The sequence below is a fragment of the Winogradskyella sp. R77965 genome (genome assembly GCF_044594915.1).
Classification (GTDB): domain Bacteria; phylum Bacteroidota; class Bacteroidia; order Flavobacteriales; family Flavobacteriaceae; genus Winogradskyella.
Genome location: NZ_CP138990.1, coordinates 289,170 through 310,352, shown reverse-complemented (window position 1 = coordinate 310,352; position 21,183 = coordinate 289,170). Strand labels below are relative to the sequence as shown.

General features: G+C 32.5%; 22 protein-coding genes. 8 read left to right on the top strand and 14 right to left on the bottom strand.

The window, feature by feature from the left end:
• Window positions 1–38 precede the first annotated feature (38 nt).
• From SJY34_RS01485 to SJY34_RS01470, 4 genes are all read left to right on the top strand, one after another.
• Window positions 39–782: an AraC family transcriptional regulator gene (locus tag SJY34_RS01485; RefSeq protein WP_400078254.1), complete on the top strand. Its 744-nt coding sequence runs from the start codon at window positions 39–41 to the stop codon at window positions 780–782.
• A gap of 61 nt (window positions 783–843) precedes the next feature.
• On the top strand, window positions 844–2,316 hold the full coding sequence (locus tag SJY34_RS01480) for a S41 family peptidase (RefSeq protein ID WP_400078252.1): 1,473 nt from the start codon (window positions 844–846) through the stop codon (window positions 2,314–2,316).
• Window positions 2,317–2,449: 133 nt separating this feature from the next.
• Window positions 2,450–3,595, top strand: coding sequence for a serine hydrolase domain-containing protein (locus SJY34_RS01475; RefSeq protein ID WP_400078250.1), 1,146 nt, complete (start codon window positions 2,450–2,452; stop codon window positions 3,593–3,595).
• The gene (locus SJY34_RS01470; RefSeq protein ID WP_400078248.1) at window positions 3,592–3,813 is read left to right on the top strand and encodes a hypothetical protein; all 222 of its coding nucleotides are present in this window, start codon (window positions 3,592–3,594) and stop codon (window positions 3,811–3,813) included. Before SJY34_RS01475 ends, SJY34_RS01470 begins: the two co-directional genes overlap by 4 nt.
• 319 nt (window positions 3,814–4,132) lie before the next feature.
• On the opposite strand, the gene SJY34_RS01465 is transcribed toward SJY34_RS01470, so the two are convergent.
• The gene (locus SJY34_RS01465; protein ID WP_400078246.1) at window positions 4,133–5,020 is read right to left on the bottom strand and encodes a chromosome partitioning protein ParA; all 888 of its coding nucleotides are present in this window, start codon (window positions 5,018–5,020) and stop codon (window positions 4,133–4,135) included.
• 103 nt (window positions 5,021–5,123) lie between these two features.
• On the opposite strand from SJY34_RS01465, the gene SJY34_RS01460 reads away from it, so the two are divergent.
• Window positions 5,124–6,143 carry a formimidoylglutamase gene (locus SJY34_RS01460; RefSeq protein WP_400078244.1) on the top strand — a complete coding sequence of 340 codons (1,020 nt, stop codon included), beginning with the start codon at window positions 5,124–5,126 and terminating at the stop codon, window positions 6,141–6,143.
• Complete coding sequence (locus tag SJY34_RS01455) at window positions 6,133–6,600, top strand: GNAT family N-acetyltransferase (protein WP_400078242.1); 468 nt, start codon at window positions 6,133–6,135, stop codon at window positions 6,598–6,600. The genes SJY34_RS01460 and SJY34_RS01455 overlap by 11 nt, the downstream gene beginning before the upstream one ends.
• Here SJY34_RS01455 and SJY34_RS01450 read toward each other — a convergent pair.
• The 11 genes from SJY34_RS01450 to SJY34_RS01400 all read right to left on the bottom strand — a co-directional run bounded on the left by SJY34_RS01450 (window position 6,595) and on the right by SJY34_RS01400 (window position 17,871).
• The gene (locus tag SJY34_RS01450) at window positions 6,595–8,250 is read right to left on the bottom strand and encodes a SulP family inorganic anion transporter (protein WP_400078240.1); all 1,656 of its coding nucleotides are present in this window, start codon (window positions 8,248–8,250) and stop codon (window positions 6,595–6,597) included. The two genes, SJY34_RS01455 and SJY34_RS01450, sit on opposite strands and share 6 nt — an antisense overlap.
• 95 nt (window positions 8,251–8,345) lie before the next feature.
• Window positions 8,346–10,040: a hypothetical protein gene (locus SJY34_RS01445; protein ID WP_400078238.1), complete on the bottom strand. Its 1,695-nt coding sequence runs from the start codon at window positions 10,038–10,040 to the stop codon at window positions 8,346–8,348.
• 115 nt (window positions 10,041–10,155) lie between these two features.
• Window positions 10,156–10,692 (bottom strand): hypothetical protein, encoded by a 537-nt coding sequence (locus tag SJY34_RS01440; protein ID WP_400078236.1) that lies wholly within the window; start codon window positions 10,690–10,692, stop codon window positions 10,156–10,158.
• Window positions 10,693–10,735: 43 nt separating this feature from the next.
• Window positions 10,736–11,971: a DUF6638 family protein gene (locus SJY34_RS01435; RefSeq protein ID WP_400078234.1), complete on the bottom strand. Its 1,236-nt coding sequence runs from the start codon at window positions 11,969–11,971 to the stop codon at window positions 10,736–10,738.
• Between the two features lie 3 nt (window positions 11,972–11,974).
• The gene (locus SJY34_RS01430) at window positions 11,975–12,661 is read right to left on the bottom strand and encodes an NUDIX domain-containing protein (protein ID WP_400078232.1); all 687 of its coding nucleotides are present in this window, start codon (window positions 12,659–12,661) and stop codon (window positions 11,975–11,977) included.
• Window positions 12,662–12,664: 3 nt separating this feature from the next.
• Window positions 12,665–14,626: an AAA family ATPase gene (locus SJY34_RS01425; RefSeq protein ID WP_400078230.1), complete on the bottom strand. Its 1,962-nt coding sequence runs from the start codon at window positions 14,624–14,626 to the stop codon at window positions 12,665–12,667.
• An 88-nt stretch (window positions 14,627–14,714) separates the two neighbouring features.
• On the bottom strand, window positions 14,715–15,764 hold the full coding sequence (locus tag SJY34_RS01420; RefSeq protein ID WP_400078228.1) for a hypothetical protein: 1,050 nt from the start codon (window positions 15,762–15,764) through the stop codon (window positions 14,715–14,717).
• Window positions 15,761–16,318 carry a hypothetical protein gene (locus SJY34_RS01415; RefSeq protein WP_400078226.1) on the bottom strand — a complete coding sequence of 186 codons (558 nt, stop codon included), beginning with the start codon at window positions 16,316–16,318 and terminating at the stop codon, window positions 15,761–15,763. The genes SJY34_RS01420 and SJY34_RS01415 overlap by 4 nt, the downstream gene beginning before the upstream one ends.
• A 210-nt stretch (window positions 16,319–16,528) precedes the next feature.
• Window positions 16,529–17,068 carry a hypothetical protein gene (locus tag SJY34_RS01410; protein WP_400078224.1) on the bottom strand — a complete coding sequence of 180 codons (540 nt, stop codon included), beginning with the start codon at window positions 17,066–17,068 and terminating at the stop codon, window positions 16,529–16,531.
• Between the two features lie 232 nt (window positions 17,069–17,300).
• Window positions 17,301–17,534: a hypothetical protein gene (locus tag SJY34_RS01405; RefSeq protein WP_400078222.1), complete on the bottom strand. Its 234-nt coding sequence runs from the start codon at window positions 17,532–17,534 to the stop codon at window positions 17,301–17,303.
• On the bottom strand, window positions 17,464–17,871 hold the full coding sequence (locus SJY34_RS01400; protein WP_400078220.1) for a hypothetical protein: 408 nt from the start codon (window positions 17,869–17,871) through the stop codon (window positions 17,464–17,466). Before SJY34_RS01400 ends, SJY34_RS01405 begins: the two co-directional genes overlap by 71 nt.
• Before the next feature lie 168 nt (window positions 17,872–18,039).
• On the opposite strand from SJY34_RS01400, the gene SJY34_RS01395 reads away from it, so the two are divergent.
• Together SJY34_RS01395 and SJY34_RS01390 are read left to right on the top strand one after the other, a co-directional pair.
• A complete protein-coding gene (locus SJY34_RS01395; protein ID WP_400078218.1) occupies window positions 18,040–18,807 on the top strand; it encodes an MBL fold metallo-hydrolase in 768 nt (255 codons plus the stop codon).
• A gap of 205 nt (window positions 18,808–19,012) precedes the next feature.
• Window positions 19,013–19,237 (top strand): hypothetical protein, encoded by a 225-nt coding sequence (locus tag SJY34_RS01390; RefSeq protein ID WP_400078216.1) that lies wholly within the window; start codon window positions 19,013–19,015, stop codon window positions 19,235–19,237.
• Between the two features lie 71 nt (window positions 19,238–19,308).
• Here the strand turns inward: SJY34_RS01390 and ettA are convergent, their stop codons facing one another.
• Both ettA and SJY34_RS01380 read right to left on the bottom strand, forming a co-directional pair.
• Window positions 19,309–21,000: an energy-dependent translational throttle protein EttA gene (gene ettA, locus SJY34_RS01385; protein ID WP_400078214.1), complete on the bottom strand. Its 1,692-nt coding sequence runs from the start codon at window positions 20,998–21,000 to the stop codon at window positions 19,309–19,311.
• On the bottom strand, window positions 21,000–21,182 hold the full coding sequence (locus SJY34_RS01380; RefSeq protein ID WP_296321547.1) for a CAL67264 family membrane protein: 183 nt from the start codon (window positions 21,180–21,182) through the stop codon (window positions 21,000–21,002). The genes ettA and SJY34_RS01380 overlap by 1 nt, the downstream gene beginning before the upstream one ends.
• Between the last annotated feature and the right edge of the window lies 1 nt (window position 21,183).

The following is a 21,183-nucleotide window of genomic DNA, read 5'->3' as shown; positions in this document are numbered from 1 at the left end:
TCATACACAAACACGTGACCTGCAAACCAAAAAACATTGTGAAAATATTATCATTTATAAATCAAAAACAGGCTTTTCCTTTACACTATCACAAAGAATATTGTATTTCGATTATAAAATACGGTGTAGAACTTTTAAATATTGGCGATGAACAGTATATAGGAAACGTTAATGATATTACGATAACTCATCCATACGAATTGCACTCAAACCCTTTATTTTCATTGAATAACTTATTATCGTTCCACACTTTATATATTTCAGAGGAAACGGTAAGGTCTATACTTCCATTTCGAAATACAGTATATTTTGAAAAAAGAGTTGTCAAAAATGAGCAATTGAATATCTTATTTGAAAAATTATTAGACTGTGATGCGAAAAATCAAAAATTACTGCTTCATAAGTTTATAACACTTTTGTCCAATTTTGGAGAATTAAGTTCTGAAAGTAAAACACAAAAACCATTAAAGTCTTGGGAATCTATTGATATGTTCATAGACCAAAATATCAAAGAACCAATTACTCTAGAAAGAATGGCTACTATCGCAAATTTGAATAAGTATAGCTTTGCCAGAAAATTCAAGCAAACTACAGGTATCTCACCAGTTCATTACACCTTAATGAAAAAAGTCTTTCATTGTAAAGAAACGATGACTACTAAATGCTCAATCACAGATAAAGCCTATGAGTATAATTTCACAGATATATCTCACTTTTCAAAATCTTTTAAAAAATTCATTGGAATTAGACCAAAAATCTACCAGCAAAATTTCATAAAGTAAAAAGTCAATATAATACCAGACGAAGGATTTTTATCTTTTTTTATTTGTAGAAAATAACATTATGAAGAAAATACTATTTGTTTCGGCATTATTCTTTTTTATTTCTACAGCTATTGCCCAAAACTTTGGTTCATTAAAGAAAATTGATAAGGACCTGCTTTTAAGAGATATAGAATTAATTTATCAAGGGCTTGATAAGCATCATACAGGAATGTATTGGTACACATCTAAAGATAGTATTGATAACGCATTTTCAAGAGCTCAAAAGAGCATTACCAAAGACCTAAATGAAATTGAATTCTTCAATTTAGTAGCACCATTGGTTAGTCTATCTAGAGAAGATCATACAGATATGAGATTTAGTGAAGACACTAAGGAGTTTTTAAAAGCAAAAGCGAGATACTTACCTTTACTTGTTGTCTTTCTTGATGAAAAAATGTATGTCTCAAACGAAAGTAAATTATTTCCTAAACGCCTTTTAGGTTGTGAAATTGTTGCCATTAATGATAAAAGTGTGATGACTTTGGTTAACGAATTTGGTAAGCTCTTTGCTTCGGATGGCTATATTAAAAAAGTTAAATTTTCAGATTTAAACGGTTTTAGATTTTCTAAAAATCATTTCTTAAAATACGGTTTTACTGATGAGTATATACTAAAAATTAAAAATAGTGATGGTTCCTTGGAAAAAGTTAAACTAAGTCCTGAGTCTATTCCTAAGATTCAAAAAAATCTTGTTGTAAATAAGGCAAATAATTCTATAAACGAATATTTAGAATATAAAATACTTAACGATACGATTGCTTACTTGGGGATTCATACTTTCGGGAATGATGATTTTAAAGAAAACGAAAAGAACAAAAATTATAAATTATTTTTAGAAAATAGCTTTAAGAATATACAAAAATTAGGGATAAAGAATCTTATTGTGGATGTAAGCAAAAACGGTGGTGGAAGCGAAGGGAACGAAAATTTACTATTTTCCTATCTTGAAGATAATTACAAGAAATATAATTCGGTTTGTGCAAAAAGTCAAGTTTCAATTTTAGATAATGGAATTGATAAGCCAATAAAATTAAAAACATTTGGTTTTTTTGAGAAATTATTCTGGAATGACAAAATGGAAGATGGAAGCTACTGTAGAAAGTCAAATGTAGGATTTGGACTTATGGCTTACAAAAAAGAACCAAAATATAAGTACAATGGTAACCTCTTCGTTGTCATAAGTCCACTAACTTATTCAGGAGGAAGTGAATTTTCTAATATGATAAGAACAAACAAAAGAGCAATCTTTGTAGGCGAAGAAACTGGTGGAGGATATTATGGTAACACTAGTGGTTATAGTAGCGAATTGATATTACCAAATTCAAAATTATCAATCGAAATCCCTACACTCAAGTTTGAGATGAATGTTCAAGATGGTGAATTTGGTAGAGGTGTAATTCCAGATTTTAAAATAACACCAACAATAGAAGAATATTTAGCTGGAAAAAATATGCCAATTGAATTCATAATGAGCGGAAAGGTCATCAAGTAACAACGTGTATAATTCATTGCTAGTTCAAGATTACTAACGAATGTCCTCGCAGATATTCTATCTGTGTTTTATTTGCTAAATTTAGTGGCTAAACACGCAACGAAATCATGCACTAGACCGCTAGCATTAATTTATGAAAAAACACCTGTCAATTTTTAAAATCTTGGTTTTTTTAACCATTCAGTCGTGCTCTGGTCAATCTTTTGAACAGAAAATTGAAGTTGACAATTCACTTAATTCATTTGATAGAAAAGTAGATTCTATTATTGTAAAAAAAATGAACACTTACAATATTCCAGGACTTTCAATTGGTATTGTCAAAAGCGATTCTATAGTATATTCAAAAGGTTATGGAATAAAGAATATTAATACAAAAAAGGTAGTTAGCGCAAACACAAATTTTCATACAGCGTCTATTAGTAAATTATTTACGGCTCAAGCAATAATGATACTCGTTGACGAAAACAAGATTGGTCTCGAAAACAAATTGACAGAAATTATTCCTGAATTAAAATATAAGGACGAAAGAATAAAAAATATAACTATAAAATCTCTGCTTAATCATACTTCTGGATTAACTGACGTGAGTAGCTATAATTGGAAAAATAATAATCAATCTGACAATAGTTTGAAAGAATATGTTTTAGGTCTTAACTTAAAATTAATATCTCAACCACATACAGAATACAACTATAGTAATTTAGGATATAACATTTTGGGTTATGTAATCGAAAAACTATCGAAGACTAATTTTGACGAATTTGTCCAAGAAAACATTCTAACCCCAAGTCAAATGTCAAATAGCGATTTCAGGTATTTTAAAATAGCTGATTCAATAAAAACATCGCCACATTCTAAAAGAATGATTTCTAAAAAGGTATACGAACGAAAAATCTACCCTTATACACGAGAGCAAGCACCAAGTAGCACACTAAATTCATCAGCTAATGATTTGAGTAAGTGGATGATTTCATTTTTAAAATCATCAAACAGTTTGAGTCCTAAAAAGAGTTTCGAAAAAATGTTTGAACCAAGTTTCAATGAATATCCATACATTGGTTTAGGTTTTCAGTTAAGCACTCTGAACAAAGAAAAAACTGTTGGACATTATGGAGGAGATAAAGGATACAGAAGTTATTTAATTATGATTCCAGAAAAAAGAATTGGATTAGTATTATTAGCAAATTGTGATTATGATGAAGATTTTAGGCAAGAAATATTACATCCGATGGTAAAACTAATGCTAACAACGTATAGAAAAAATAGTGCGAATGATTGATATCAAAAAGGTTCGGGCATTTTGAAGTAAATACAGCTAGCACTGTTAAATTAATATTGCTAAACAGCTACGGTATCGTTCCAGAACAAACTCAACAAGTTAACAAAGGTGTTGAAACAGTTAAGTTACCAATAAATGCCTTGCCAGTCGGTATGTACCATTTACAGGTTTTCTTAGATAACGAAATGCACAGTACGGAGACTTTTATTAAAATCTAAACGTAAACGTTATTTAAATTATCATTAGCAAAAAAAATAAAGAGGCTGCCTAAAAAAGCAGCCTCTTTTTATGAATTTATTTTTCCATACCATAAATGTTTGAAAACGGTACCCGTTTTAAAGACCAATAAACGAATTAGATTTTAAGCCGAATTGGAGATTTTGAGCCGTCCATAAAGGGGGTGAATTATCAGCACAAAATATCCCAAAGTGCCGGAATTAACCTGAATTCTTATTGCAAGGAGATACATTAAGTCAAAAAAAATCCAGAAGTTTTCACTTCTGGATTTTTGCTATCAATCAATCAAATAATCAATTCTTATTTCAGAGTAAACTCTGAAGAAGATATTAATGTTTTATCATTAAATACGTTGATCTTGTAACGTCCAGCTTCAAATTTGGCATCTTTTGATTTTGAAACGTATTCACAAATATTTAAGTTTCTGTTTTCGTAATTAAAACGACTAATTAAACTGTAGTTTAATACTTGATCATCAAATTGTAATTGGTCATTAGAACCTAATACATTGTTTTTAGGATCAATTACTTGTACATATAATTCTTTATCACCTGCTTCTGTCAATGTATTCTTTGCTACAGTAAAACAAACTTTAATCTTATCACTTCGTCTTGCTCTCTCCATTGGTACTTGCTTACCACTACTTCTCTCAAGAACTCCCATTCCTACTAATCCAACAGTTTGTAAAGCAGCCGCATCTTTAACAACAGTAGCTAACTCTGTATTTTGTACTAAAAGAGAATCTGTAAACATTGTACGCTCTGCTAACTGTACTTGTGTGCTATCTAAAGAAGACGCTAAGTATTGATTTTCACCTTTAAGACGGTCATTCTCTTCCATTAATATGTCCATTTCTTCTTCTAAAGCTAAGAATTTCTTTTTGTATCTCCATAAGCTACCTACGCTATTTTGAGATATTTTTAATGAATCCATTAAGCCTTGAATACGCTCTCTAGCTGCAATTAAATCTTGGTTTTTAACTTCACCATCTGCAATAGCAGCATCGTACTCTTTAGCCATATTGTTAAGATCGTTCATTACTTGTTGCTTCTCGCTAGTCAATGTCTTTTCTGTCTCTTGCTTTTCTGTGTAAAGCTTAGATGTGTAAAACGCAGTTATTAAGAATAAAACTAATAATATTCCTAATCCAACTTTTAGACCTGTACTTGTTTTTTGTGAGCCTTCCATAAATTGTTTGTTTTAATGTTATTGTTAATTCGTTTTTTAAAAATTAATTTGAGTTTAAAATCATTAAATAAAACTGTATTTTTATTTTAAATTTAATATCCAAATGCAAAACCTCATTTTATTTACTGAAAAAGAAAAACAACATCTTTTAAAGAAACGAAAAGGTGAATCAAAATTTGGAGAACAAATTCAGTTAATACCTAAACTCACTAACATATACGATGCAATTGTTAATTTAGATGTTCAGTATGTTATTTTTGGTATTAAAGAGGATATTGGAGTTTATGCAAACTATGGAAAAACAGGAACTTACAAAGCTTGGGATGCTGGGCTTAAATTTTTGTTAAACATCCAAAATAATAACTTTACAACTGCAAAACGCATTTTAATATTAGGTCATTTGGAGTATTCAGATGTTAGAAAATCAATAATTACCCAAGACGTTTCTAAAAAAAAACACATTACAAAAGCCAGAGACTTTGTCGAAGAAATAGATAAAGATGTGACGCACATAGTTTCATCTATTATCAGGGCTGGCAAAATTCCTATAATCATTGGAGGCGGTCATAATAATGCTTATGGCAATATAAAAGGGACTGCGTTAGCAAAAAATGATATAGTCAATGCGATAAATTTCGATGCACATACTGATTTTAGAGCGGAAGAAGGTAGACACAGTGGTAATGGCTTTAGCTATGCATTTGCAGAAGGATTTCTTAAAAATTATTTCATTTTTGGTTTACATGAAAATTATACGTCCAATACGTTGCTAAAAACCATAAAAAAATTAAAACCTATTAAATACAATACTTACGAAGCCATTGAAGTGCGTAACGAATTAGATTTTAACTCTGAAATGGAAACAGCTCTAAATCATATTTCTAGTAAAAATTTCGGTATTGAAATAGATTGTGATGCTATTGAAAATATGCCGAGTAGCGCTATGACGCCAAGTGGTTTTAGTGTAAAACAAGCCAGACGGTTTGTGCATTATTTCGGAAAACATAAAAATGCCACTTATCTACATATTTGTGAAGCTGCACCAACTAAAAAGACGACCACAGTAGTTGGTAAACTTATCACCTATTTAATCACTGATTTTATAAGAGCACATGGCAATTAGGATTATTAATTTTGATAGTAAGTATGCACAAAGCTTTTACGATTTAAACATTGAATGGCTAAAAACATACTTCTATGTTGAACCCTTTGATGAAGAGGTTTTAAGTAAGCCGGATAAATATATTATTGATAAAGGTGGTTTTATTTTCTTCGCCATGAAGACCAATAAAATTGTTGGTACTGTTGCTCTTATGCCAACTGAAAAAAAATCTGGAATCTTAGAATTGACCAAAATGGCGGTGTTACCAGAAGAACGTGGACAAAAAATTGGACAACAGTTACTTCAACATTGCATTGATTTTGGAAAAGCGCAAAATTTAAAAGCACTACTACTCTACTCTAATACTAAACTAGAAAATGCCATTTATTTATATAGGAAATATGGTTTTAAGGAATTAGAACTTGAAAATGATAGTCCTTATGTACGTTCTGATATTAAGATGTTGCTAGAATTATAATTTTAAAGTGCTTTTTAAATAATTAAAAGCTTCTTTAATATTCTTAAAAATATGCTCTTCTGAGATTAAATCGGGTACAATATCTATAGAGATTAATTTATCCTTAGGTTGCTCTTGGACAGCCGTTAGAAATACTTCAACACCCCTTTGTTCTAAATCTAGCACAGCATTCTCTAAGGCATAGAGTCCGGACTGATCTATATAAGGTACGCGATCCATTCTTATAATTAATGCTTTAATTTGTTCGGGTATATTTTTTACCTCATCTTGAAAATGAGACGTAAACCCAAAAAATAAAGGACCGTAAAGATGTTTAATATAGACTTTATCTTTGTATTCATTATAAAACTCAATTTCGTCTTGCCAAGGTTTTTCTCCATCAAAACCTGCAATAGTGCCGACTTCCATTCCTTTTTCTCCAATATCTCCCGCACGCTTCATAAATAATAAAGATGCTAATAATAAGCCAATACCTACAGCTTGTATTAGACTTCCAAATGTAGTTATTAATAATACTATAATTAATACAATAGCATCAGCTCTTGGCACCACTAATAAGTGTTTTAATCCTTTAACATCTATGATTTTTAAGGCAATAGGAATTAACAAACCTGCTAAAACACATAATGGTATATGAGCTGCCAATTTTCCTAAGCCTAACAATACTGCTAATAAAAATAAACCATGTATAGCTCCAGAAACTCGCGTTCTTCCACCTGAATTAATATTAATTACCGTGCCTTTAGTGGCTCCTGCACCAGGTATACCACCAAAAATACCAGCTATTGCATTTCCTATTCCTTGTCCTATTAATTCTCTATTACTATTATGCTTGGTCTTCGTCATATTATCTGCGATAACAGAAGTTAATAACGAATCTATTGAACCTAAAACAGCTAGAACAAGGGCATATTCAGCGACCAAAGTATATGCACTTGCATCAATAGTTAACAAGCCATCGATTTGTAAGGAAGGTAATCCTGAAGGGATTTCACCAATTACAGGGACATTCCATTGTAAAAAATAGCCTGCTAAAGATGCTATAACTAAAGCTACTAAAGCACTCGGAATAGCTTTAGTTAAATATGGAAATACATAATAAATTATAACTGTAAGACCACCTAATACTAAAGCCTGCCAATTAAAGTCAGTAAAAAGTCGCGGCAAATCTTGCATTACCAACCATGTTGACTTTGCAGAACTTAATCCTACAAAAGGGAATAATTGAAGTATAATAATTATTAAACCTACTCCACTCATAAATCCAGATACAACAGGATATGGAAAATACTTTACATAACCTGCAATATTAATAAGCCCAAATACAATTTGAAATATACCACCAAGAATAAAGGTTACAATTATAATAGGCATAGCGGCTTCTATACTTCCTGCGAGCTCTATAGCACCAGCAACTAAAGCGGCCGAGACTACAGTCATTGGTCCTGTTGGTCCGCTAGCTTGCGTAGCTGTACCTCCAAAAATTGCGGCAAAAATACCAACGGCAATAGCACCATATAATCCTGCTATGGCTCCTAAACCAGATTGCACACCAAATGCTAAAGCTAAAGGTAAAGCCACAACACCTGCAACTAGTCCACCTGTTAAGTCTCCTTTTAAATATTTAAAATCGTAAAATTTAGAACTCATGTTTCTATGTCTTTATCACTATAAAAATAAACTATAATAAATAAAGATTTGACATCCAAAGGCTTTCAAGTCAAACTTTTATTTAAAAGGAGCTATTATCCTGAGACAGACTTTAAAGAATCAAGTTGACGCTGCAAAGCTTCAATTTGTTCAGAATTATCCTGAACCTTCGGAATCATCTTTAAAGAATCTAAAGCTTGTTCCATAATATCTTTGTCTTTAGGTTCTTCATTAAAATAATACCCAATACCTTCGCTTGATCTCCAAGCTTCATTGAGTTGATTATAAACTTCTTCATCCCAAGTACTAGGATGTTTTACATCTATCCAAATGACATCTCTATATTCACTATCAATTAATACTAAGTCTGGTGTAGCGGAACCATCAAATTGTTGCGCATCTGTATCACTAATAGAAGATATAGTTCCTAAGAAAAACATACGTTTTCTGCCAGCAATATCCTTAATATATGGTCTAAATTCTACTGGTGTACTAGCATTCCAGTCATATTCCTTTCGAGATTCCTTTACCTTTAATGGCATTGCTGAAACACCAGCGTAGCCTTGTTTTTTTGTTGCATGATCGTAATAATACATCTTATCACTACCATCAGCCGGAATAAATACACTGTAACTTAAACTGGTACGCTCATCTCCTACGGGTTCTAATCCAAACCAATGGTATAACCCGCTGTAAGCGTCGGAATTTGAACCTGCAAAATCAAAGTCTGTAACATAAGGTTGCTGATTCTGGTCTTTTGGCATTAGTGGAATTTTTACCGCGGTTTCCATATTCCAAGGCAACGGATCACTAAATCCTCCTAAGAATTTTAAAGATTCTGCTTGTAGCTGAGATACTTTTTCTGATAGTGTATTTTGCTTTGTTAAAAACGGATAATTTTTAATGTTTTCTGGACTCACAAATGTTCCTTTACCAATTAAAATTCGTTCAAAATAATCTTTAGTATCATGTTCTCCTTTTTCAATAATCATAACCCCTCCAAATGTTGGGTACGGAAAGAAAAAACCTCTCCATCTAATTAAACTCACGACTTGAACCCAGTCGCCGTTGTCATTCTTCATGTAAAACGTATCACTAGGCTCATAATTAAATAACATCCAAGGATTAAAACGCTGAACAACAGCATTGTATGTGTTTCTGCTAAACTTTAAGGATTCTCCTATGGAAAATGTAACATCGATTCGGTTTTCGTTAGAAAACCTAGGAAATGGTGTTGTACTACTTACAGCAAAAACTTCTTCTGTGTTATCGGTCATTTGCTGCATTACGTACTTCTCACTCGGCTGAATGGCCATTGTCCATTTGTTCTCAGTACCGATTCTTACTAAATGAGGCAGAGAGACATCTTTGGTTTCACCAACACTCTCATTCGCCATGGAAAAAATATTTCTTAATGGCTGAATCCGTTCGTTTTGGGTTAATGGTAATTCGTTAATCTCTACCCTATTGAGATCATTAAAAACGTTATAGGTTTTCATATAATCGTACATTTTATAATGCCAGCCGAAAACATATAATACCCCAAAAAACAAAATTAACAAGCCTAGTATGCCTAATCTACCACCTGTACTCTCTGTTTTTCTAAACTTTCTTAAGCCTAAGATCAAAACCAATAAACTCACTATAATAACGAAAAGATACTTTCTAATAAATAGTAGTACAGGTTGATAATCGTCCCTAAAAAAGAACAACAGTATAAGTAGTAGAAGCGCAACAACAATGGTTACTATTTTTTGTCTTTTTCCTTTATTCCAGTATGATTTTATCATGACATATAATTGTTATTGCGAAGCTGATTTTTCATCAGCCGTTGCAATCTTTTGATTAATAGTTAGCGTTTCAATTGAAAGATTACTTCGTCATTTTATTCCTAGTAATCACGTATTACATAAGCCCCTTATCTTTTAAGCGATCGCGTGCACTTGGCTTATCAACCTCAGGTTCAGTTTTGATTTCTTGTTTTGCTTCCTCGACTATTTTAGGCTCTTTTGTTTTTAAATCCTCTATGAGATCTTTTCCCTTTTCAACTGCATCATCTACCAAATCACCAATGGAATCGCTTTTCTCTTCTACAATTTCTGTTGTTTTTATAACAACGCTGGCCAAATAAGTGCCTAATAATGTACCTACGGCAAAAGAAGAGAATGCAGAAACTCCAACATAACTTCCGAAAATAGAAATTGGTGTCAAAAATTCTAAAATTAAAGCAGCAATTAATAACATTGAAACAACAAAAATTAGCCTTGGTAAAATCGTTTGCTTATAAACAAATCCTTTAGGATTATCAGGTGACATTTGTAGTTCCTTGCTATTTAGAACCTTATTAAAAAAGCGGTAAACTGCATTGCTTCTAGATTCTGCCCAATAAAGAAATATCCCAAATAAAATAGCTGCTATAAATATGACGAGTTCTAGTCCCATGATGTTCTTTGTTTAACGTTCTTATAAAATTAGTCTAATTTTCTTAGATATTGTTACTAATACGATCTATTACCCAATCTCTAAAGGAATCCTCCCAAGTCTCGTAACTCTTATAAAACTGCTCTTTATCGTACCAATACAAGAATAACACATCCTTTGGTGCTATGTTAATTAATAGCTTGTGAATTAAATCACGATGCTCAGCTGATAATGACGAATGTGGTTGATGTAAAGCAAAATAAAAGGATTGATCTACTATATCTTCAATTTTATGTGCATTGCTACGCTCAAGTTTTTCGAGATATAATTCTACACCCATCACCTGCTTACGAGCTTTGATATCAATTTTATTTAAGTAACTTTTAAATAAAACTTTATCATCCAATATATCCTTAATTGGATGTTCTGGGTCTTTTAAAAATTGTGCTAATTCGTACTTTTTAATTCTATCATAATTTGGTGTTCTTACCATCTGCCCCAAATCACACTCAATAATGATATAATCCTTTAATTTGTCTACTAATTCTGGCTGATTAATGTGGTAAATCAACACATCATGAACCGTATCTTTAATAGCTTCCTTGTATTGTTCTATACTCTCAAAAACAACAATCGGTTTTATAAAATCTCTAAGCAAATACACACCATCAAATGCTCTCGAATAGAACGAATCTGTTGAAAAATGCAATGGATGCAATCTTAAATCTCTATCTCTTAAATCTCCATGAGAATTTGCAGAGTCTAATAGTTGCTGATGTATGCTTTCATCTATAAAATTATTACCAGATTTAAATTTTTGAACAAGTTCTAATTGATCTTTTTGAATTTGCTCTAAATTATCAATTAATCGGAAAGTGATGCTAACATCATCGTACTTTAAAATATCTAAGGGTTCATAAAACACATCAATATCTTGATCAAAATCAATGCAAATCGCCGAATCTCTAGTGATATCATTAATCTTTTGTCCATGGGTTCTAAAAACATGTTGCATCATTTCTCTATCAAACGAATGAAACGGCAAATACACAGGTTTTCCTTTTTGCAATGGTGAGATTATAATGCCGTGCGGATTAGCATCTCCATGATTAAGATATTGTACATTCTTTTTCTCCTCTGCAACCTCTGGACTCCAACCTACTCCATCAATATAGAACGACTTAAGCTTTGTCTCAGTAAAACCAAGCGTTTTAAGGCATTTATTATAACGCTCAACTAACTTTCCACTTACCGGAATGAGTTCACTTCTATATAGATTAGCTTCTTTTAGTTTATCCATTATTTAATTGATAAAAAGTACATATACAATGCCATAAACAAATAACGCGAATATTACAAAAACGATTCCATATACTAGGCAAGCACTAAAATTAGCTTCTTTAGTCTCTTTGTATAATAGATTATTAACATATGCGTATTGTATAAGCATAATAGTTTTTGCATCCACTATTTCTCCCGAATTAATCATCTCTATAGCTTTAGAGAATGAAAGTTCTAAAACCTTAATTTCTTCGTCTTCACTATCTAATCCTCCACCTTCATTAACTTTCATAGCATCGTTATATTCTGCGACAAACAAAAACATCTTTTCTGTTAGTGCACCTGGTGACGTGTAAGCCGTTAAAACTTGCTTGGCTTCTTCTATTTTATAGCCAACTTCTTCTTTTGTCTCTCTAATTATAGTGTCTAAAGCAGTATCATTATTCTCAATTGCGCCTGCACAAACTTCAATAGACATAGCTTCTTCACTATTGTTATCGTAAATCGGCATTCTAAATTGCTGGGTTAAAATCACCGTTTGGTTTTCAATATTATATAACAATATTGCAGCACCATCTCCACGGTTATAACATTCTCTGGATAAACTTTTCCATTCATTATTCTTGAATTGATAATCGTAATCAATTCTCGTCAGAGTTGCCCATTCTTTTGAGAGCGTTGTTTTTTTTATGTTTTTCAGATTTTGCATTTACTAATCAAGCTTACCAAATTGCTCGCGAGCTTCAGTTTCAATATTTAATTGACTAATTCTAGCATCAACCTTACGTTTAAAGTCTGTATCTGCAATCGTAGCAACATTATCTAAATACCTAACAACTTCTTGTCGTCTAATATCACTAAAGTCGAGCCCTTTCATGTTTGCTCGCATTAATTCTTGCAACATTCCGAATTTAGTATCGTAATCTTGCTTGAAATAAGTTTCAGGATTTTCAAACCAATCAGTTTCTAAATCAAAATCCGTTAAACGCAACGATACTGCTTTTTGAATATTACGCACATCACGAGATGAAAAGAATGGAAATATCTTCTGAATCTCTGTATATAAATGTGCATAGAACATATGCTCATTGTCTTTATAGGTCTTTTCAACTTTATCGAACGTATCAAAAACACGCTCTTCGGTTGGTTTATCAACTTTATCCAAAATTTCACCTAGATTCTTAGCAACTTGCTGTGCATCTAAATACTTATAATCCTTTGGATTACTCATATTTATGAAATCTGGCATCGTATCCTCAAGTTTTCTCCACCACAGATAGTCCTGATCTACAAAATCCTTTTCGTTTCTTGCTCCATCAATTTTAAATCGACCTTGTACACGAGAGATTACAGCTTTGTCTAGCATTTCTGGTAGGTTTGTAAATAAACCTATGGAACTATTTCCGTAATTAACGGCATAAGCACCTTCAGTATATCTTAAAAACACACCAATAACTTCCTTAACACCAGCAGAAACACCTTGAGCGGTTCGCTCTTGTAAATTATTCTCAGCATCATCAATTGGTGCAAAAATCAGCCGTGTTGGATCTTGCAAAGGTTTCATCCACTCTACCATTTTTTCAGCAGAACCACCTTGAAATGTGCTAATTAAAGTATCTGGCATTGGATGAAACAAAAAGGGAATATCTAAGTTTTCACTATGCGCTTTTAATCTGGTGGCAATAGCAGCAATCAACATACTTTTTCCCGTTCCAGGAATTCCGTAACCCATAAAAACTGGCATAAAACCTCCAAGTTCTTGAAATGGATTTTTCTTAGCTTCAAAATCGTAGCTTAGTATACGTTCGGTTAATCGTCTTGCAAAGTGTTTTGCATCTTTATTACCTACAATTTGTTCAAATTGAATTTTATTAAACTCAACACTTACTGCTGTACCGGAGAACACATTTTCCCAACCCGAAACTGCAAAATCCGATTTTTCGAGTTTATAAGTTCTATCAGTAATCGATTCTGTGTATTCTAAGTTGCTTTTGCGTAATTGAATTTCGTCTATTAATGCTTCAAAATAAACCACTGTGAAGTCAATCACATCCTTGTCTGATTTTATAATCTCAGGATGCCCTAAATATTTATCGTAATAAAATAGTTGACACGATATACCTTTTAATGGTGAAAAAAGTGAAACCTCAGGAATACCTGCAAACTTCTGTTTCATCACAGATAGATCATCTGATGCATGTGGTTTTAAATCGTGTAAGATTTTATAAGCTGACGCAAATAACATGAATGCGGTTGCTGTGTGCATTTTACTTTCATACTCACGCTTGCCTGAGCTATCTAAAGCAGATTTATTTTCGCTTAAACTAGATAAACCTGAAGCGTCGTAATAAGAATCCTTAATCCAAATTCCTAAAGTCAATCCCTCTTGAACAGCAAACAACGTCTGATTTAAATATATGGGAAGAGCAACAGACTCTGGCAAGAGGCGCTTTTTTAAAGCTAGTATAGTTTTAGAAACCGAAGTTACATTGACATTGCTTCCATTATTAGCTCTTGATAGGTATAACAAAATAGATTCATCTTTACCGTCAATATCTTTGTTTTTAGCACGTTGACTTTGCTCCCATTGAATAGATTTTAAATAAGAAGTTGCCTCATCACGAAGCATATCGAGTTCATTTTGTTTTATAGGAAAAGTTGAGTTGTGTTCCATATTATCTTTTTTACGTCATTGCGAACAAAGTGAAGCAATCTGTTCCTAATAGAAAGATAGCCACGTCTATTCGTTCCTTTTTATGACGCTACTTATTATTAGTTTTTAATTCAGAAATTTGTATTGGTGGCATTGCCAACTTATTCATAACTTCTGGTGTTTTATTATATAGCAATTGTATTATTCGATGTGGTGCAAATACATAGCGTTGTCTAAATATGCTGTCCCATTTTTGAAATACTTGTTTATTAAAAAAACTTCCTTCTTTAAATTCGCTTTTAGAGCTTAATTCATCAATTTTAAATGAAACCGCATAAGACTCTAAAGGAATCGTTTTTTTGGCAATACCATCTAAAATAGCATGCGTTACTTCGTTTTCATCTTTAGCAAATACATTATGTATTGGTCCTAAATCAATACGTTTTATCAATTTTGGTAATACTTTTGGCAAACGCTTATCAATGGCATAAGCCATAGTATCTAATGCCATTTCTCTATCTGATGTGTTCTTTAAAACCGTATAGATTTCACTTTTATAATCTTGTACGTTTCTACCGTCATAATCAAAATACATATAGCAAATAAATGGTCTATTATGCGATACGTCATAAAAACTCCAACTTATCAAATGCTCAGCAACAGCACCTTCTGGAGATGCAATAATTTTACCTTGAACAAAACGATTGAAAATATATTCTTTTTTAGCCGATGTATAATAGACTATTGAAGCTGCCTGAAAGAGTTTACGTTTAGCAATGGATTCTTTTTTTCGCATCAAGGTGTCTAAAAACTCTTCTTTAAGAACATCTATATTAGTTAGCCTTCCTAAATAGTCTTCGCGTAATTCTAAATCATTGAATAAGTATCTAAATTCTAAATAATTTGGAAATCCAGAATCGGTTAAATCCACCTTCATATTCTCTTCATCATCATACATGTATTTTACACGCATGGCTTCAATAGAATACAGCAGCAAATCACAATATTGCTTAAATAGTAAGACTTCCTGTTTATTAAGTAACTGCTTTTCTTGAACGGCTACAATGAGTTCTTTTAGCGTAAAGTCTATCATTCTATGATAGAACACATATTGTTCTTTAGAGTCTAGTGTTGCTGAATCTAATGGTGTAACTATCATCTAAGTGAACTCGATTTATTGATTACAAAATAGAACTCTCGTTCTAAATCTTGCTTCATGTGTCGTACCCCTCTTCGCATAATGAAATATGGAATACCAAACATAAATACTGCATGAATAATCACAAAGATTGGAACAAAAGTCGGTAGTCCAGAACTTTCTGAGAAAATACTACCAAAAGCACTAATAAAAAAAACTATATAAAAGACAATTAATGCTCCAAACATAAAAAGCAAATGGTTATTAAAAGCATTTATTTGTGTATTAATAACTAAAGTGTCACCTTGCTCTCTTAAATTGCCAGTAGCTACAGCCTTACCAAAATTCCTTTCAAAAAACCGTCTTCGCTTTCTAATCTTAAATCCATTGTGATTTACTAAACCTTTGAATTTATTTTCGCTAGACGTGAATGCTTCAAAAGCCCCAGAAAACATACCATCTATATCTGATTCATCAACATGACCACGCAAGGCCGAAGTAAATTCAGATTTAGTAGCATTCAACGTTGTTGAAAATGAATCGATTAGTTTTATTTTTCTTAAAAAGTTTTCCATTTAAAGGTTCACCTATAGTAAAATAGGTGCTTTAATAATCTATTAATTTGAAATAAACCTGTAACAACCAATATGATAGAACACATATTGTTATTTAGAGTCTAATGTTGCTGAATCTAATGGTGTTACAATCATTTTTATAGTTGTTGGTTGGATGTTGTCAGTTAATAGTATAAAAAGAAAACCATCAACTAGCAACTAACAACTCAATTACCCTAACAAATCATCATCATTAGCCTCTGGTTTTGGCTCACCTGCTGGTTCGCCTCCATCAGATGGTGCATTTGGATCTGCTTTATAGTATTCATCAAAAATTTCTTTCATGTCAATACCATAGCGATCTGCAAAGTTTTTCTGAATTTCCGCATCTTTGGTTCTAATTTCACCTAAAGCTTCAGCATAACTACCATAAACACCTTGCATTACCTTCTCATGAACAGGAATATTATCCATCATTTCCTGACGCGCTTTAGCACTTGCCGTATGCATTGCAGCTAAGGTTTCACCTATATGCTCATCGGTTTTAACACCCAAATGTTCTAAAATGGCAGCAAACTCTTGGTCAGTTCTTGCTTTTAAAGCTACAATATAACCATCGTAATACTTTAAACGTTCGTCAGTATCAGACTTTAACTTAGCACGATGCGTTTGTAAATTACTACGTAATGAGGTTAATACCTTAATTGTTAAATTGTGTTTGTGCACAAAACTATCCTTTGAAGCCGCCAAAGTTGTATACGCATTTTTCAATCCTTCTAATTCTTCAACTTTTTGCTCTAATTGTGTTACTTTTTCTAAGGCTTCAGAATATTCGGTAGATTGTTTATCTGCAACTTCCTCTAAGGCCTGACGTGCTTGTTTTAGTAAAGCATATTGTTCTTCTAGCTTGTCTTCTACTTCTTTTTTCTTTTGAAGTGCCTTAGTATGGTTGTTACTCGCTTCAACTATTGCAGTTTTTAAACTTTCTTCAACCTCTTTTATTTCAAGTTCTTCTGTCTTTTAAACGTTTGATTGCAGCCTGACTTTTAAACGATAATTCGTTCAATAAGGTCTGAACGTCTGCAGTTTCAATACGTTGCTGAAACATAGCTTTCGCTTTATTATCTGAAGCATCACGCTCTTTTTGAGCAGCTTGCAATTCTTGCTCAGCATCTTCTGATTTTTCCTTTTCTTCCCCAAAGATTATTCCACCAAGTATCTGGCTTGTTTTTAGCATCTTCGAGTTCAACTTTAGCACGTTCTAAACGCTTAATCGCATCATCGATGATTTTTTGCTCTGCAGCATTTAATGCTGAAAAGCCTTCAAACATAATACCAACCTCATCTTGATAATCTGTTAGGTCTTTAATCGCATCTAGCAAAGTAGTTCTATCCTTTTCTGCCATATCCACAACATTATCTAACGTTGCGTTTAATATTTTCTGACGACTTTCCGGATCATCTTCTTGCGCCAGTTTTGACTTCATTTGGTCAATGGCTTTTCCCCAGTTTACATCAACTTTTTCGGTTTTTTCGTTGGAATTTGTTTCTAATAAATCAAAATCATCAGACATATTTATAGTATTATTTGGTTGAACAATTTTCGGATAAGCAATTTCGGTATTTTTTTAGGACTATAAAAACTTTACCAGCTAAATTATAAGTAGTATTTGCAATTAAAATGTTACAGGATTTTAATAATAAATACTTCTTCTATATCTTTAAAGAAAAAGACCAAGGACATGAAACTATCTAAAACCTTATTATTACTTATTATTTCTATTGTGTTTGCTTGCAAAAATGAAAAAGCAAACGAGTCAGCTTCTGTTTCTAAAGAAGAAATAGTATCTGAACTTTCTGTAAAAATAATACCCATTGCACATGGAACTTTAGTGATAGAAAATGAAGATGAAGTCATTTATATTGACCCTACAGGTGGTACTGAAGCTTTTAAAGGACAAAAACCACCAACTTTAGTATTGATAACAGACATTCATGGCGATCATTTGAGTAAGAGCACGCTCGAAGCATTAAACTTGGATGACGTGACTATAATAGCTCCAAAAGCAGTTACTGATAAAATACCAAGTACAACCAGTAAAACTATTGTTACTCTCAATAATAGTGATTCTTATGAGCACAATACTATTACTATTGAAGCCATACCTATGTATAATCTAAGAGAAGAAGCATTACAATATCATACGAAAGGACGCGGTAATGGCTATGTGCTTACTTTAAATAATGAACGCATATACATATCTGGTGATACAGAAGATATCCCAGAAATGAGAAGTCTAAAGAATATTGATAAAGCTTTTGTCTGTATGAATTTACCTTGGACTATGACTGTAGAAAGCGCAGCTAGTGCCGTTTTAGAATTTAAACCCAAACATGTTTATCCTTATCACTATAGAGGAACCGAAGGATTAAGTGATGTAGAAAAGTTTAAGAATTTAGTTAATGAAAGTGATTCTTCTATTGATGTAGTCCTTCTTGATTGGTATTAAGCTCATAAAATGTTAAATTTTTTAGTTGTTAACAAGTTAAAAATTCTATAAATAGCAGTGAAATCAATGCTTTTCGTCTTGTTATTTGACCACTTCATCGATAAAATGTTTATATATATTTTGTAAATAATTTAGAATTAAGCATTTAACTTTAAGCTTTTTTTCTATATTAGCATCTTAGAACCCAAATCTAAACCTAACGAATATGCTTAAAACCCTACTCTCAAAGGCTGTAATAGTGACAACTACTCAACTTACTATGATATTAATAGCCGTTGCATCTATTTTTTTAGTTTTTATTCTCATAGCCATCGTTAAGATGTATAAACTTAAAGCTGAGAACAAAAAACTAATGGAAACCAATGCTTTTAAAGATTATGAAGAATCTACTGAAGAAATTCCTAGTGGACATCTTTATGGTGATAATTAATATTAAAAACATATAGATATACAAAAAGCCAGTAATTAACTGGCTTTTTGTCTTATAAAGTCCTGATTAGATTATCTAACCAACTTCTTATACTTAATTCGTTTTGGCATTAAGTCACCACCTAAACGTTTTTTCTTATTCTCTTCATAATCACTAAAACTTCCTTCGAAGAAATAGACTTGAGAATCACCTTCAAAAGCCAAGATATGTGTACATATTCTATCTAAAAACCATCTATCGTGACTAATAACAACTGCACAACCAGCAAAGTTCTCTAAACCTTCTTCAAGAGCTCTTAAAGTATTCACATCTAAATCATTAGTAGGCTCATCTAAAAGTAATACATTACCTTCTTCTTTAAGTGTCATTGCTAAATGTAAACGGTTCCGTTCACCACCAGACAATAGTTTTACTTTTTTATTTTGTTCACTTCCAGAAAAATTAAAACGACTTAAATAGGCTCTAGAATTTACCTGTCGTCCTCCCATCATAACAAGCTCTTGCTCATCGCTAAAGTTTTGCCAAATTGATTTTTCTGGATCAATATTAGAGTGCTTCTGATCTACATAAGCAATTTTTGCAGTTTCTCCGACTTTAAATTCGCCTTTATCAGGAGTTTCCTCTCCCATTATCATTCTGAAAATTGTTGTTTTACCCGCACCATTTGGTCCAATAACTCCTACAATACCTGCTTGTGGAAGGTTAAAATTTAAATCGTCATACAATAATTTGTCATCATAACCTTTAGCTACGCCAATTGCTTCAATAACATTGGTTCCTAATCTTGGACCGTTTGGTATATAGATTTCTAATTTTTCATCAAGTTGCTTTTGATCTTGACTCATTAACTTGTCATAGTTCTTTAAACGCGCTTTTTGCTTAGTTTGACGGCCCTTTGCACCTTGTCTCACCCATTCTAGCTCGCGCTCTAATGTTTTTTGACGCTTTGATGCTGTTTTACTTTCTTGAGCCATACGCTTAGATTTTTGATCTAACCACGACGAGTAATTTCCTTTCCAAGGTATACCCTCTCCTCTATCGAGTTCTAAAATCCAACCAGCAACATTATCTAAGAAATATCTATCGTGAGTCACAGCGATTACTGTGCCTTTATACTGTGCTAAATGATGCTCTAACCAGTGTACAGACTCAGCATCTAAATGGTTAGTTGGCTCATCTAGTAGTAATACATCAGGTTCTTGCAATAATAAACGACATAAAGCTACACGACGACGTTCACCACCCGAGAGTACACCAATCTTTTTATCGCTATCTGGTGTGCGTAAGGCATCCATAGCTATTTCTAGTTTAGTGTCTAATTCCCAGGCATTTGCAGCATCAATTTGATCTTGAAGCTCTGCTTGACGATTCATTAGCTTTTCCATCTTATCTGGATTGCTGTAGACTTCCTCTAAGCCAAACTGGTCATTTATACTGTTATATTCATCGAGAATTACAACCGTTTCAGCAGCACCTTCTCGTACAACCTCCATTACAGTTTTATTATCATCTAGTAGTGGTTCTTGCTCTAGGAAACCAACTGTATAGCCAGGTTTGAATATTACATCACCTTGATAGTTCTTATCAACTCCAGCAATAATCTTAAGTAAAGTAGATTTACCAGAACCATTTAGACCAAGGATTCCAATTTTAGCCCCATAAAAGAAACTTAAATGTATATTTTTTAAAACCGGAGTATTTGCAGATTGAAATGTCTTGGTTAAACCAGACATTGAAAATATTATTTGTTTATCGTCACTCATTACACACGCCCTTTTAAAGCATTAAACACCCAAGCTATAGCAAAAAAACCAAACCCAACGGTTGCAAATCCCCAACCAGCCACATCATCATATCTATATGCGCCCATTAGTATAAGTACTACTCCCATTATTATCATTAGTATGGTTGCCCACGCTAGCACTGTGTTTTTATTCATTGCCATA